The organism is Paenibacillus sp. MY03, from assembly GCF_002165585.1.
Classification (GTDB): Bacteria; Bacillota; Bacilli; order Paenibacillales; family Paenibacillaceae; genus Pristimantibacillus; species Pristimantibacillus agaridevorans.
Genome location: NZ_MXQD01000019.1, coordinates 1 through 13,878 on the forward strand (window position 1 = coordinate 1; position 13,878 = coordinate 13,878).

General features: G+C 55.4%; 11 protein-coding genes and 1 rRNA gene. 2 read left to right on the top strand and 10 right to left on the bottom strand.

What is annotated here, in order from left to right; translation table 11 throughout:
- From B1748_RS18245 to pcrA, 3 genes are all read right to left on the bottom strand, one after another.
- Positions 1-77: ribosomal RNA gene (locus tag B1748_RS18245) — 16S ribosomal RNA — on the bottom strand; the annotation flags it as partial.
- 452 nt (positions 78-529) lie between these two features.
- Complete coding sequence (gene ligA / locus B1748_RS18250) at positions 530-2,524, bottom strand: NAD-dependent DNA ligase LigA (RefSeq protein WP_087569389.1); 1,995 nt, start codon at positions 2,522-2,524, stop codon at positions 530-532.
- A gap of 70 nt (positions 2,525-2,594) precedes the next feature.
- On the bottom strand, positions 2,595-4,997 hold the full coding sequence (pcrA, locus tag B1748_RS18255) for a DNA helicase PcrA (RefSeq protein WP_087569376.1): 2,403 nt from the start codon (positions 4,995-4,997) through the stop codon (positions 2,595-2,597).
- Between the two features lie 186 nt (positions 4,998-5,183).
- Here pcrA and B1748_RS18260 point away from each other — a divergent pair, with 186 nt between their 5' ends.
- Positions 5,184-5,555 carry a hypothetical protein gene (locus tag B1748_RS18260; protein WP_087569377.1) on the top strand — a complete coding sequence of 124 codons (372 nt, stop codon included), beginning with the start codon at positions 5,184-5,186 and terminating at the stop codon, positions 5,553-5,555.
- Positions 5,556-5,612: 57 nt separating this feature from the next.
- Here the strand turns inward: B1748_RS18260 and B1748_RS18265 are convergent, their stop codons facing one another.
- From B1748_RS18265 to B1748_RS18290, 6 genes are all read right to left on the bottom strand, one after another.
- Positions 5,613-5,969 (bottom strand): DUF4183 domain-containing protein, encoded by a 357-nt coding sequence (locus B1748_RS18265; RefSeq protein WP_087569378.1) that lies wholly within the window; start codon positions 5,967-5,969, stop codon positions 5,613-5,615.
- Between the two features lie 77 nt (positions 5,970-6,046).
- Positions 6,047-6,739 carry a heptaprenylglyceryl phosphate synthase gene (gene pcrB / locus B1748_RS18270; RefSeq protein ID WP_087569379.1) on the bottom strand — a complete coding sequence of 231 codons (693 nt, stop codon included), beginning with the start codon at positions 6,737-6,739 and terminating at the stop codon, positions 6,047-6,049.
- A 70-nt stretch (positions 6,740-6,809) separates the two neighbouring features.
- Positions 6,810-8,291, bottom strand: a complete 1,482-nt coding sequence (locus tag B1748_RS18275) for a carboxypeptidase-like regulatory domain-containing protein (RefSeq protein ID WP_087569380.1) — start codon at positions 8,289-8,291, stop codon at positions 6,810-6,812.
- Positions 8,291-8,629 carry a hypothetical protein gene (locus B1748_RS18280; protein WP_087569381.1) on the bottom strand — a complete coding sequence of 113 codons (339 nt, stop codon included), beginning with the start codon at positions 8,627-8,629 and terminating at the stop codon, positions 8,291-8,293. Before B1748_RS18280 ends, B1748_RS18275 begins: the two co-directional genes overlap by 1 nt.
- A complete protein-coding gene (locus B1748_RS18285; protein ID WP_087569382.1) occupies positions 8,607-9,191 on the bottom strand; it encodes an RNA polymerase sigma factor in 585 nt (194 codons plus the stop codon). Before B1748_RS18285 ends, B1748_RS18280 begins: the two co-directional genes overlap by 23 nt.
- A 295-nt stretch (positions 9,192-9,486) precedes the next feature.
- Positions 9,487-12,015, bottom strand: a complete 2,529-nt coding sequence (locus B1748_RS18290; RefSeq protein ID WP_087569383.1) for a U32 family peptidase — start codon at positions 12,013-12,015, stop codon at positions 9,487-9,489.
- A gap of 321 nt (positions 12,016-12,336) precedes the next feature.
- Here B1748_RS18290 and B1748_RS18295 point away from each other — a divergent pair, with 321 nt between their 5' ends.
- Positions 12,337-13,305: a sugar phosphate isomerase/epimerase family protein gene (locus B1748_RS18295; RefSeq protein ID WP_087569384.1), complete on the top strand. Its 969-nt coding sequence runs from the start codon at positions 12,337-12,339 to the stop codon at positions 13,303-13,305.
- A gap of 329 nt (positions 13,306-13,634) precedes the next feature.
- Here B1748_RS18295 and B1748_RS18300 read toward each other — a convergent pair whose 3' ends face one another.
- On the bottom strand, positions 13,635-13,850 hold the full coding sequence (locus B1748_RS18300; protein WP_087569385.1) for a hypothetical protein: 216 nt from the start codon (positions 13,848-13,850) through the stop codon (positions 13,635-13,637).
- Positions 13,851-13,878: the final 28 nt, after the last annotated feature.

The following is a 13,878-nucleotide window of genomic DNA, read 5'->3' on the forward strand; positions in this document are numbered from 1 at the left end:
CATCAACTCCGCTCGACTTGCATGTATTAGGCACGCCGCCAGCGTTCGTCCTGAGCCAGGATCAAACTCTCCATTAAGGTGTTTGACTTGCTCATTACGTTACTAGCTTGTATTGCTATTGTTTGGATTTGACGTGATCCATTTGTTCAGTTTTCAAAGAACTTGTTTACCGTCAGGCGTTTGCCGTGACAAGTACACATCTTATCAGCTTCTGTTTCCTGTGTCAAGCATTATTTTCACATTTTATTGTGATCCGTTTGTTTGAACACCCTGTCCTCAGAAGCGACAAGTAGTAATATACCACGTGCAAATTGGAATTACAACTTGTATTTTCTTACACAAAGAAAAAAACGACCCGCATCCGCTGCGGATCGTTCCTGTTTCCGCCCCCCAAAGGAAAGGTCGGTCTATTCTTCCATAAATACCGGACTCAGCGACAACTCTTTTTTTCTGCTTCTTGAGTTCCAGAAGCGTTGTTAACGCCTACGCATGGTGAAGCGGCCTTTTCGAGTACCACGCGGCACTTGCCCTATTCGTCACCCAGCAAACGCAGCAGCTCCGCCTCATCATCAATGACGGTTACGCCAAGGTCGCGCGCCTTGGTCAGCTTGCTCCCCGCACTGTCACCCGCAACAACGAAATCCGTTTTCTTTGAGACGCTGCCGGATATTTTCGCACCGCAGGCCTCCAGCCTCCTTGCCGCTTCATCCCTCGTCATCGTAGGCAAGGTGCCGGTCAGTACGACCGTCTTGCCGCTGAACACGCTATCGGCGCGAACGGCCGGTGGCTGCTCCGCCTCGGCCTTAACGCCATATGCGCGCAATCTGGCGATGCTCTCCGCATAGATCGGATTGCCGAAGAAGCCGACGATGCTTTCCGCCACGATGCCGCCGATGTCAGGCAGCCCTACCAGTTCCTCCGCCGTCGCGGCCATAATAGCGTCCAGGCTGCGGTAATGGTCAGCGAGCATTTTGGTCGTGGCTTTCCCCGTATTGGGAATGCCAAGCGCGAACAGGAAGGCCGCCAAGTCGCGGCTCTTCGACTTCTCCAGCGCCTCCAGAAGCTTGAGCGCCTTCTTCTCTCCGAACCGCTCCAGCTTGATGAGATCGTCGAAACCAAGCGCATAAAGGTCCGCTGGGTCGCGCACCTCGCAATCCGCGTACAGCTGCTCCGCCGTCATGATGCTAAACGACTCGATATCCATCGCGTCGCGCGACGCGAAATGCGTGATGCGGCCGATAATCTGCGGACGGCAGCCCAGGTTGTTGTTGCAGAACAGATGCGCGCCGCGCTGCTCCAGCTCCGTCCCGCAGGACGGACAAACGATCGGGAACACGATTTCCCCGCCGGGCTCGTCGTCCGCTTTGCCCAGAATCTCCGGAATGACGTCGTTGGAGCGGCGAATGGACACAAGCGTGCCCAAAGCGTTTTTCAAATTTTTGCGTTCGATATCGCCGATATTGTTGAGCGTACAGTTCTGCACCGTCACGCCTGCCAACTCGACGGCTTCGACCCGGGCAACCGGCGTGATTTTGCCCGTGCGGCCTACTTCCCAGGACACCGATTCGAGAATCGTCGTCGTCTCTTCCGCTTCGAACTTGAACGCAACCGCCCAGCGCGGGAATTTGTCCGTATAACCGAGCGCCTCTCGCGTCCGCATATCCGTCAGCTTTACGACCGCTCCGTCGATCAGGAAGTCGAACGTGAGTCGTCTCTCCGCGATGGCCGCCAGCTCGGCCTGCACCTCTTCGATCGTGCTGACGTACTTCACGTACGGATTCACCTTAAAACGATTGGCGATAAGGAATTGCTGCAGCTCCAGATGATCCTTAAAGGACACGCCCTCCGCGTAGCCGATATTATAGATAAAAGCGTCCAGCTTCCGCTCCGCCGTCACCGCGGGATTAAGGTTGCGAAGCGCCCCGGCTGCGGCGTTTCGCGCATTTTTGAGCGGCTCGGCCGCGGTTTCGTTATATTTGGCAAGCACGGACAGTCCCATGATCCCCTCGCCCTGCACCTCCAGGATGCCTTCCTTGAACGGAATGTGAAGCGGAATGGAACGGATCGTCCGTACCTGCGGCAGAATGCCCTCGCCTACCGTGCCGTTGCCTCGCGTAGATGCCTGCACCAAGCTACCGTTCTCGTAGGTCAGGTTCAGCGTCAAGCCGTCGAACTTCAGCTCGATGACATAACTTGGCTGCGGCAACGGCTCGACATCCGGATTTTTTGCGTTATAGTCCGCTACGGCCTTCTGCACGCGAGCATGCCAGGAAAGCAGATCTTCGTTGTCCTGCGCCTTGTCAAGACTCCATAAGCGGGCGCGGTGGCGATGCGGATCAAAACCCTTGAGCAGTTCGCCGCCCACGCGAAGCGTCGGCGACTCGGGCAGCACGAAACCTTCCGCCGCCTCCAGCGCAACCAGCTCATCGTACAGCTTGTCGTAATCCGCGTCATTAATGACGGGATTGTCCAACGTATAATATTGATAATTATGCTCTGCAATGAGCGCGACAAGCTCTTGCATCCGTGCCGAACCAACGTTCACGAGCCGAACCTCCTCCAAATTGGCGAACTTAGCTTTCTTGTAGCCCGGGCTATACCTTCTTGATCGGCGCGAAACCCGCAAGCAGCCGCTTGATGCCGACCGGCGCCGGGAACGCGACTTGCAGCTCCATATCGTTGCCCGTCCCTTTGACGGCGACGATGGTGCCCTCGCCCCACTTGCCGTGGGCGACGCGGTCGCCGGCCGCGAAGTCTCCGCCGCCGCCTGAGGTGGCGGAGCTTGCAGCGGCAGAGGCGCTGCCGGCTGCCGCCGCGTTTTTGGCCGCGCGGGCGGCATCCAGCGAGGTGGTGACGCGCACGCCGCCACCTCCGCCGCTTCCGCCCGCGGCGGCCCTGCCGCTCCCCGCGCCGAAGCCGGGGGAGCGCGTTCCTGCAGCGGCGGCTGGCGAAGCGCCGCCGCCGATTCGTCCCGGCGTGCGGGCGTAGCCGCCTCCGCCGCCGAAGCCGCCGCTACCTCCGCTGCCTCCGATGGCGGTGGACGCGCCTTGCTTCAGGTTGTCCGGGATTTCGCCCAGGAAGCGCGAAGGCATGTTCATGTTCGTGCGGCCGAACAGCGTCCTCATGCGGGCGCAGGTTAGATAGAGCCGTTGCTCGGCTCGCGTAATGCCTACGTATGCGAGACGGCGTTCTTCCTCGAGCTCCTCGTTGTCGACGAGCGCCCGGCTATGCGGGAAGACGGTCTCCTCCATGCCGATGATAAACACGATCGGGAATTCCAGTCCCTTGGCGCTATGCATCGTCATGAGCACGACGGCGTCGTCGTCCTTCTTCTCTTCTTCCGCATCCTTGCCCATGGAGTCGATATCCGCAATCAGCGCCAGATCGGTCAGGAACGCGACGAGTGACTTGTCTTCGTTGCGTTCCTCGAAGTCCATCGTAACGGAAAGGAATTCCTCGATATTCTCGATGCGAGCTTTGGATTCCAACGTATTTTCGCGCTGAAGCTCTATCTTGTACTGGGACAGCTCCAGCACCTTCTCCGTCAGCTCCGTCACCGTCAAATAATCGACCATCGCCGTCAAATTATAGATAAGTCCGTAGAACTCGCCCAACAGCGCCCTCGTCCGGCCGTTCACCTCGACGTCGCCGAGATCGCCGAGCACCCGGTAGATCGACACGCCGCGCCGAGCGGCCTCTTCTTCCAGCTTGCCCACCGTGGTGTCTCCAATACCCCGCTTCGGCACGTTAATGATGCGCGTCAGGCTGATATCGTCGTCCGGATTGGACATAAGGCGCAGATAGGCCAGCAAGTCCTTGATTTCCTTCCTGTCGTAGAACTTAATCCCGCCGACGATCTGATAAGGAATGTCCGACTTGATCAGAATTTCCTCGATCACCCGGGACTGGGCGTTCGTCCGATAAAGGATGGCATGATTGGAGAAGCGACGTCCTTTGTTGACATTTTTGCGAATCTCGCCCGTTACGTAGTACCCTTCGTCATGCTCCGAGTCCGCCTGGTAGAGCGAGATCAGATCGCCGGGTCCCTGCTCCGTCCACAGCTTCTTCGGCTTCCGGCCCGTATTGAGGTTGATCACCGCGTTGGCCGCATCCAGAATATTGCCCGTCGAACGATAGTTCTGCTCCAGCATAATCGTCCGGGCTTCGGGATAGTCGCCTTCGAAATTGAGAATGTTCGTAATGTCGGCGCCGCGCCAACGGTAGATGGACTGGTCGCTGTCGCCTACCACGCAGATGTTGTGATGCTTGTCCGCCAGCATCCGGCAGAGCATGTATTGCGCCCGGTTCGTATCCTGATACTCGTCGACGTGAATGTACCGGAACTTGTTCTGGTAAAATTCCAGCACCTCCGGCATTTCCTTGAACAGCCGGATCGTCATCATGATGAGATCGTCGAAATCAAGAGAGTTGTTGCTCCGCAGCCGCTTCTGGTACATCGCATATACTTTGGCCACTATTTCGTCGAAGTAGTCTCCGATTTTCCGTTCCAGCTGCTCCGGCGTCACCAGCTCGTTCTTCGCGTTGCCAATCGAGGCTTGAACGGCTTTCGGCTCGACCTTTTTCGTATCGATATTAAGATCCTTCATGCAGTTGCGGATAACGGAAAGCTGGTCCGAAGAGTCCAGAATGGAGAAGTTGGACGTAAAGCCGATCCGGTCAATATCCTTGCGCAAAATACGCACGCACATGGAGTGGAACGTCGATACCCAAATATCCCTGCCCGATGGACCGACCAGCGCTCCGACCCGCTCCTGCATTTCCCTTGCCGCTTTATTTGTGAACGTTATCGCCAGAATGCTCCACGGCGCTACTCTTTTTTTCTCGATCAAATAAGCGATGCGGTGCGTCAACACCCTCGTCTTGCCGCTGCCCGCTCCGGCCATGATGAGCAAAGGGCCGTCGGTCGCGAGAACCGCTTCGCGCTGCGGCGGATTCAGCTTCTGCACCGCCTGTTCGATGCCGATGGAATTAAACATGATTGTACTCCTTTGTTCGCCATTTTGTTCGCCTATTCTCAGTTTAGACAACGCATCCCATACTGTCAATTTGCACTTTTTTGAAAGGAAGGAAGCCCTATGAATCCGGGCATCCGGACGCACGCGAATGTCCGTTTCAATAGAGTGGACTCTAGCATCTATTAGTGAGTAGAGGAGGTGATTATTATGGCTAGCTTGATTCTTCCCCGCGCATTCACGGTTGCGGTCGCCTACGACGTTCTGAACTACTTCATGATCGCCCCTGTCGGCGGCATCAGCCTGCCTGCGGCTACGGCGACCGACATCGGTCCCGCGGTCGAAACATGGCTGGACGATACGGGCGCGACGGTTACGACATTCGCGGTCGATATAAGCACGCCTCCGGCTGGCACAGAATACGCCTACCAGTTAATCGTAGACGGACAATTGCAGGAGGAAGGTTTGGTCACAAGCGTTACCGATGCTGTGCTGGAGCTGACTTCCGCAACGGCAGCTACGATTCCTTCCGAGGCACGCGTCGTATTTACGATTTTCCAGGTTGTGACGACGTATTCCTGACGAGTAACAAACAACACCCTCCAGCTCACGGGCTGCAGGGTGTTGTTCTTTGTTGCATTAACCTTTAATGACGATAAATTGGGCAATAATGCGCGAGCCCTCGGGCGGCGGCTGATCCGACACGAAAAGAAGCATGCCGGGGTACACCGCATATACTTCCGGCGATTGCAGCATGCCGTCTACGAATACGTTCGTTAACGAGACGCGGGTCGGATCGGGGATGCGGCTGTCATATCCCGGCATGGCCTCGCGTGGCGTGAACATTCTCCGTTCCCCGTCTCCCAGGGCGTAATAATAATAAGGATGCGCCGACAGCAGGCGCCTCTTCCTCCCTTGCTTGCACTTGCCCCCGCTCTTGAGATCCGAAAGCTTGCCCTTCCGCCCCCTCGCGCAGCTTGCGATGACCGCTTTCATCTTCTCACTCCTGACCAGCCTCGTTGACTACTATTCTATTATAGTCGGACCGCTGCCGCAGGGACGCCTCCAACGGCCTATTTATACACCGCCGCCACCGTCGACAAAGCTGCAGCCAGATCGCTGTACACAATATTGCCCACAACGACCGTATGCGCATGCTCTCCCGCCAGGCGCGCTTTCTCAGGACTATCGATTCCGCCGCCGTAAAATAATCGGGCCGAGCCGATCGCCCGACGCGCGCTTCGCAGCAGCTCCATGTCGCCGAATCGGCCGCTGTATTCGATATAGATGAGGGGCAATCTCATCAACTGTACCCCCATTCGAATATGAGCAATCAGCTCATCAACCTCAAGCTCCGTCTTGGCGCCCGTCAGCTTGGCAGCTGTAGCATTCTCGTTCAATATAATATAGCCCTGCGCCGCAGTCTCCTCCCACGGCACAAACGTCCCGTACTCCTTCAACCCTTCGATTTGGTTGCCGAGTATCCACTCCGAGCGATCCGTATTCAGCACGATGGGCACGAAATAACCGTCAAAACCCGGAACCGCTCCATCCATGGTGGATACCTCCAACGCGCAATCCAACTCATAACGGCGAACGCGCGACATTAAATCAACGGTATTCTCAAAGGTAACACCGCTAGAACCTCCGATTATTATTGCATCTGTGCCCGATGTGCAGATCGCGTCGAGCGCTTCATCCGATATCGTCTTGTCGGGATCAAGCTTGAAGGTATGTCGCCACTTTCCAAACCATTCTTCTTTCATCTATTTGTACGCCTCGCTTCTTGTACATTACAGCCGTATTTCTCTATGCTAAGTCAGGGCGTGGTGTCTGTCAAACCCGCTTCTTGTCAATGCGTTCGCGCAGCAAATTTATAAATTCCTTATCCGACTCCCCCGGCTCTTGAATGCGTTCCATATAGGCAAGCGCTTCTGCAGGATTGCCGTCTTCCTTGCCGATGCCTTGATCCGCTAATCTCGCCAACACACGAAGCGCATGGTCATCGTTCCCTTCCAGCGTATATGCCGCGATCGCTTCCTCATACCGCGCGGCGATCACGAGACGGTCTCCCTCCGTCAACCCATTGTCCGCTATTCGAAAGATCGGCGTAATGGCGTCTTCATGCAGGAAGTATCCCGCAGAGCTCGACAGCTTGCGGTCATGCTCGTCGTAAGCGTCAACCGACCACGCGAACTCCCCTCCCGGATAGAGCATGCCCAGCAGTCCGGCCGTATTTAGCGCCACCTCTCCATCTTGCCCGTAGCTCTTTCCATACATATTATAGTTGCGATTGCGCTCGCTAATAGAAAACGTGGCTTCTTGACCTGTATATTTTTGATCCGATAATGCGGTTGTTGCAGCGCCTGTGTACTTGCCGTTCCGGTCACGGTATAGATAAGAGATGTTGAGCTTGTAATAAACCGCTCCCTCATAAGGCTTCCACCGAAGCCGCAGTTCATCTCCTTCAATGAGCTCCTTGCGCCCCGGGGATACCGCCATCACTTGCGGCACAAATAGCACATCATGCTCCTCTGTCGCCACACCGTCAATAACAACCGACTTCGACTCGGACTCCGTCATATAATACCCGCTAATTTGCTCCGTCCGTACCCCAACCGCTACATCGTATTCGCCGGAATCTATTCCATAAAACCGATATCGTCCGTTTTCATCCGTCATCGTTGCCGGGTAATGGGTTAGCGGAGGCGAATAATACGTAGAATCATCGGTTCTCTGCAGCATGACGAATGCATTTGGAACAGGCTCATCGCCAATACGGACAACGCCTCCCAAAGACGCCTTCCCTTCTTGCGCATGTCTCGACTCCAGAATAGCCAGATACGCCTTCTGCTCCTCCCTGGATATCCACTCCGCGCCTCCCATCCTATCCATCTCGTGCAGCAAGCTCTCTGCCCGATCCCAATTGCCCATCCAAAAATGCATCAAAGCCAGATTGTAGGAAACATTCGTCATCTGCTCCGTATGCCCATATTGTGCGAGCAGCTTCTCCAGCTTATCGATCACGTCGGCACGCTCCTGAAGGTCCAGCTTCGTATTGCCAGTACCGCTGGATGATGCGCCCCCGGATGATTTGACAAAAATATAATCGCTCTCGCCTCTTCCCGTCTGATTCGCAATGTCCATGGCAAGCCGATTAATTGCGGGCCTCGCGTAGTTATCGTTCGGGAACCATTGCAGCAACGCCTGATAATAACCCTGATGGTACAAAAAAGACGGAAGCTCTTTATAGCCGAACCACCCCAGTAGCAGCAGCGTCACCAGCATACCCGCCAGCGTTCTTACCCTTAGCCGCATTAACGATCCTCCCCTTCCAATTGCGAAGCATAAAATACGCCAGCGGTCGATACAATGATCCGTTCTTCTTGCTCAGCACCCTTCCCTAACGTATCCGCCGCCATATTCGCTTGCATGGAGTGGGCTTGCTGCCAGCCATACAGGGGTATTGCGATAAGGAGAAGAAGCACAGCAGCGGCAACTGGCGCCGGAATCCGGATTTCCCGATTCCACCAAGATAGACTCTTCGCATGGGCGCGCCTCAGAACATCTGCTTGCATCTCCTCGCTGAACTTCACCGGTTCCATCTCCTCGCGAAGCTGCTCTTGGAGCTTCTTATCCTCCCCAGCTTGATTCATACTCCCAGCCTCCTTCTTCCAATTGCTGCTTCAGCTTTTTTCTTGCCCTATGCAGCTTGCTCTTTACAGTACCCTCCGACTCTTGCAACACATCCGCAATCTCTGTAATTTGCATCTCATGAAAATAATAAAGGACGATAACTTCCCGATAGAGCATCGGCAATCTTCCGATTTCCTCACGCAAGGTCATTTTGTTAAGCCAATTGGCGGAGCCAGGTTCCTCGCTGCCAGAGGACTCTGGCCAGTCATCGGCATCTTGCACCAAATCCATTCGTTCCCGCAAAAAAAGCCGCTGCCACGACGCTCGCCGCATTCTGCTTCTGCATAAATTGATGGCAATCCGGAGCAGCCATCCCTTCAATGAACCGTCCCCCCGATATTGATCCGCTTTCCGGAATGCGGTCAGAAAGGTCTCTTGGCTTACATCCTCCGCCAAATGTCGGTCTTTCAGCAGCAATGAAGCCGTTCGAACCACATCGTTGCCGTAACGCTCCATCAACCATGCCAATGCGGCCTCGTCGCCTCTCTTTAACTGTTCGATCCATTGCCGTTCCCCGTCCATCCTGTCACCTGCCTTACCGATCCGTTACATGCGTTAATTCTTCATCTCATTCATCATTTAGCAGGATAAATATCGCCTGCCGCACCTCTCTACAGTATACGATGCGGTCAACATGCCTATAGGTTGCATGGAATAGGCCAATTTGTGATTATTCGAGCCCTGCGTCAAGTCGGATTTTTCAAGGAAAAAGGACCTCATTCCCCACTTTACAGTGGAATTCGAGGTCCTTTTGCGCATAAATTGGAACGTTTCCTGTCATTCGAACATTTTGGGACAGCCCCGTATCATTACGACTCTATTTCACCAACTGTCCGCGCGTCACGCCCAACTGGTTTGTCGCTTTCAGACTGCGCCATACTTGCGTGCCGCTTATGCGGCCGTCCAGCGCGTCGCGGTAGAGCGAGAGCACCTCGCCGACTTTGTCGCCCGTCTCTTCCAGGAACTCTACGCGGAAGTGGTCCACGCCTAGCTCCAGGAAGTTGCGGATGTACTCCGCCCCGGACTGCTCGATGGCGTTGTACACCGTGTTGCGGCAGCCTTCGTCGACGCGGACGGGGTGGGACATGCCGATCCGGTCCTGCAAGGAAGCGCGATGCTCCTCGCATGGACGTCCGCAGTTCGTGAAGTCCGTGCCTTCGCTCATGAAGGTGCAATAAACGCAATGCTCCGTATGGAACATGGGCAGATGCTGATGGATGACGACCTCCAGCTTCGACGTGTCGGAACGCTCCAACAGGTCGACCATCTGCTGGATATTGAGGTCATAAGAAGGCGTGATGAGATCGACGCCCGCTTCCGCGAACAGGTTTACGGCTTTGTGATTCGCCACGTTCAGCGAGAAATCGCAGATCAGCTTAGGGAACGGAGCGTCCGGACGCTCCATCTTCGCCTTCAAATAGTAATAGAGAGCGCCCGTGTTGCGTACAAGGACGGCGTCCGGCTTCAGCTTCAGAATATTGGCATGATAGCCGTTCTCCCCGGGCATATGAATACGCGGAGTCGCGAGCGCGATCGGCACGCCCGCGCGGCGGGCAGCTTCCACGGCAGCCGGGAACTGCTTAATGAATTCGAAGTCGGCATAAATGTACGAGACATTCGCCTCAATCGCCGCTTCCACTTGCTCCAGGCTGCGACACAACGCCGTCAGTCTGGCCGACTTGCCGCTGCGAACGGCATCCCGACGCGCCGCAGCGTTGCTGGTCGCGTCGGCGAACGCATCAACCGTATGCTTGACGTATACCGGAGGCTTCGGCCGTTCTCCCGCCAGAAGCTCCACCGCTTCGCGGCGCATCCGGTTGAGCTCACGCACCGGCACGATCAGGTCTCCCTGCAGATAAACCTCCAACTCGTCCAGTTGGAAGACCGTTCCGCCCAGCCGGCCCAATTGATCCTCGAGCAGCGCCGCATCCATGGGACGCTTCTGCGCTTGCTCCAGCATCAGCTCGGAGGCAACTTCAACGGTCGTTCCTTTCTGTACATCCGTCCAGAACGTGCGAAGCGGCTCGCCAAGCGCTCCCGTTACGCGCACGTGCAGCGGGAAAACGCGATACGGCTTATCCGTCTCGAACGTGGCGCGCAGCCGCTTGTCGAGCGCGGGATCGCTGGTCTTCCAGACCCGATCCCCCACATGAACCTTGCGCAAATCTACGTCGTTGCGTCCCGGCACGATCTCGATAAGCGTTCCTTCGGCAGCTTCTGCCTCCAGCTTTACGCCTTGGCGCCTGACGTCGTAAACGCGCCCGCCTTCTTCCTTCTTCGTGGGATCGCCGGCATCGAATACGATGCCGTCGCCGCGCTTGAGCGGAGCTTCCAGACGAACCGTCACCGCGTCTCGCATGATCCGTTCCACGCGCCCGAGATATACGCCCCGGCTCTTAGGGAATGTCCCTTCGACGAGCTGCTTGTTGTTCGTGCCGTCCAGGAAGCCATGCGTGAATCCGCGCGAGAAGCTTTGCTGCAGCTCTCGAACGTCCTCCTTGGACGGTTTCTCCATATTGCCGTCGAAGTAGTTGTCGATCGCCTTCCGGTATTTGCTGACGACGTTGGCTACATATTCCGGACTCTTGAGGCGGCCCTCAATCTTGAACGATGTAACGCCCGCCTCGATCAGCTCCGGCACGAGATCGATTGCCGCAAGATCCTTCGGCGACAGCAGATAGGCGATATCGCCCATCGGCTTATGCTCTCCATCCACCATGAGATCGTAGGGCAAGCGGCACGCCTGCGCGCATTCGCCACGGTTCGCGGAACGACCGCCCCACATCTCCGAAGTCAGGCACTGTCCGGAGTAAGATACGCAGAGCGCTCCGTGCACGAATACTTCCATCGGCAGCTTGGCCTGTTCACCGATCTTTTTGATCTGCTTCAAGTTGTTCTCCCGACCCAGCACCACTCGTTCCAGATCAAACGGCTTCGTAAATTCCACCGCCTCTGGCGAAGTGATGGTCATCTGCGTCGAGCCATGAATCGGAAAGTCAGGCGAAAGCTCGCGAATGAGCTTGACGAGTCCCAAATCCTGCACGATAACCGCATCCACGCCTGCGTCGATACACATCTCGATCAGCTTCTGCGCATCTCTAAGCTCATCCTCGAACACAAGGATGTTAAAGGTAAGGAAACCCTTTACCCCATACGTATGGAGAAAGGCCATAATCTCTGGCAGCTCCTCGCTGCGAAAGTTGTTGGCGCGGGCACGCGCGTTAAACTTCTCCACTCCGAAAAAGATCGCGTCGGCTCCGTTCGCTACCGCCGCCCGCATGCATTCCCAATCGCCGGCCGGAGCCAGCAGTTCTATATCCGATCTTGTTAATTGCGTTGTCAACATGTGTACCAAATTCCTCTCGGCGCGGCCAAAAAGAGGTTGTTCAAAAAGTCATCGAACTTTTTGAACTCGCACTTAAAGACTCTTCACGCGTTTCTCATTATAGCTTCTCTCTCGTATTCGCTTCCCCTAGTTTATCAAACGATGAGGTCGTATTCCAGCGTACATTACTGCCAACTGCGCCAAGCTCGTTCCTCTTTTGCCTATTTATTATGCGATTTTGTCTAAAATGCAATTTCCCACATGTCTATCCGCAAGGAAAGTGGTATACTAATGGCGGTTATGAAAACAATCCATCTACTGGATTCGGGAGGTATATGAAGGATGAAATTAGGCGTATTCAGCGTACTGTTCGCTCAGAAGCCATTCGAAGAAGCACTCGACTACATCGCCTCGAAAGGTCTCGACGCGATCGAGATCGGCACGGGCGGATATCCCGGCAATGCGCATTGCGATCCGGACACACTGCTTGCAGATGCAGGAAAGCTGAAAGCGTTTAAACAAGCAGTCGAATCACGCGGTCTGATGATCAGCGCACTCAGCTGCCATGCCAATCCGCTTCACCCGCAAAAGGCGCTTGCCGCTCCGGACGACGCCGTCATCCGCAAAACGATCGAGCTTGCGAACCGTCTGGAAGTTGAAGTGGTAAATACATTCTCCGGCTGCCCGGGCGACCATGAGGATGCCAAATATCCGAACTGGCCGGTTGCTCCTTGGCCAAACGACTTCCAGGATATCCTGAAGTGGCAGTGGGAAGAGAAAGTTATTCCTTACTGGTCCGAAATCGGCGGTATCGCCGAAAAAGCCGGCGTAAAGATCGGCCTGGAGCTGCATGGCGGCTTCTCCGTTCACAGCCCGGCTACCTTGCTTCGTCTTCGCGAAGCGGCAGGCAACGCGATCGGCGCTAACCTTGACCCAAGCCATATGTGGTGGCAGGGCATCGATCCGGTACAGGCCGTCCATATTCTTGGCCGCGCCGGCGCGATCCATCACTTCCATGCGAAGGACACGACGATCGATCCAATCAACGTGAACCGTCATGGCGTAACGGACATGCAGTCGTATTCGCTTATGCTCGACCGCGCATGGCAGTTCCGTACAGTCGGCTTCGGTCATGACCTTAAAGTATGGGCGGATATCATCAGCGCGCTTCGCCTCGTGGGCTACGACTACGTCGTCAGCATCGAGCACGAAGACGGCCTGATGTCCGTAGACGAGGGCTTCACGAAAGCCGTCGCCAACCTGCAGCAAGTCCTCATCCGCGAACCGCTGGGCGAGATGTGGTGGGTTTAATCCACTCGTAACGCCTTGTTTGGCGAAATGATATGCTTTCCTATTTTTATAAGAAACGGCTCCTCGGGCTTCGCGCCAGAGGAGCCGTTTTTTGGCCTCATAGTAAATTACCAAAGGCGCTACGCCGCACGCTCTAACCAAATTTCCTCGGGTTGCAGCCGCAAAACTCTCACGCTCAAGAAGGTAAAAAGGCCGCAGCCGTCCTTCAGCGGCGCAGCGCGTTTTTCCGACAATGATAAGTCAAATCGGGAGGAAACCTTCACTCCTACTATTTAAAAAAAGCGGCCTGCCGAGATCACTCGACAGACCGCTTCTTGTTTCAAAGGCCTCTACGCCAGCCAAACCTTAAAGATCATCACATAGTCGATGAACAGGAACAAACCGAGCGCTACGGTCGTGAAGCCAATAGCAAACAGGTTTTTCCTTGGACGCGCCATAATGAGCCGCACAAAGCCGATTGCAATAATGACCGTAAAAGCAAGCATAAACCAATCGAACGGGTCAATCGCGCTTGTTTTTGTAGCTTCTTCTGCTAGGAACAACATAGGGGGACCTCCTCCAAGTCACACGTAA

What these genes read in the sequence shown, in the direction of transcription:
- ligA (WP_087569389.1), bottom strand. Translation starts at nt 2,524, where the DNA reads ATGCAAGAGCTTGTCGCGCTCATTGCAGAGCATAATTATCAATATTAT.
- pcrA (WP_087569376.1), bottom strand. Translation starts at nt 4,997, where the DNA reads ATGTTTAATTCCATCGGCATCGAACAGGCGGTGCAGAAGCTGAATCCG.
- B1748_RS18260 (WP_087569377.1), top strand. Translation starts at nt 5,184, where the DNA reads ATGGCTAGCTTGATTCTTCCCCGCGCATTCACGGTTGCGGTCGCCTAC.
- B1748_RS18265 (WP_087569378.1), bottom strand. Translation starts at nt 5,969, where the DNA reads ATGAAAGCGGTCATCGCAAGCTGCGCGAGGGGGCGGAAGGGCAAGCTT.
- pcrB (WP_087569379.1), bottom strand. Translation starts at nt 6,739, where the DNA reads ATGAAAGAAGAATGGTTTGGAAAGTGGCGACATACCTTCAAGCTTGAT.
- B1748_RS18275 (WP_087569380.1), bottom strand. Translation starts at nt 8,291, where the DNA reads ATGCGGCTAAGGGTAAGAACGCTGGCGGGTATGCTGGTGACGCTGCTG.
- B1748_RS18280 (WP_087569381.1), bottom strand. Translation starts at nt 8,629, where the DNA reads ATGAATCAAGCTGGGGAGGATAAGAAGCTCCAAGAGCAGCTTCGCGAG.
- B1748_RS18285 (WP_087569382.1), bottom strand. Translation starts at nt 9,191, where the DNA reads ATGGACGGGGAACGGCAATGGATCGAACAGTTAAAGAGAGGCGACGAG.
- B1748_RS18290 (WP_087569383.1), bottom strand. Translation starts at nt 12,015, where the DNA reads ATGTTGACAACGCAATTAACAAGATCGGATATAGAACTGCTGGCTCCG.
- B1748_RS18295 (WP_087569384.1), top strand. Translation starts at nt 12,337, where the DNA reads ATGAAATTAGGCGTATTCAGCGTACTGTTCGCTCAGAAGCCATTCGAA.
- B1748_RS18300 (WP_087569385.1), bottom strand. Translation starts at nt 13,850, where the DNA reads ATGTTGTTCCTAGCAGAAGAAGCTACAAAAACAAGCGCGATTGACCCG.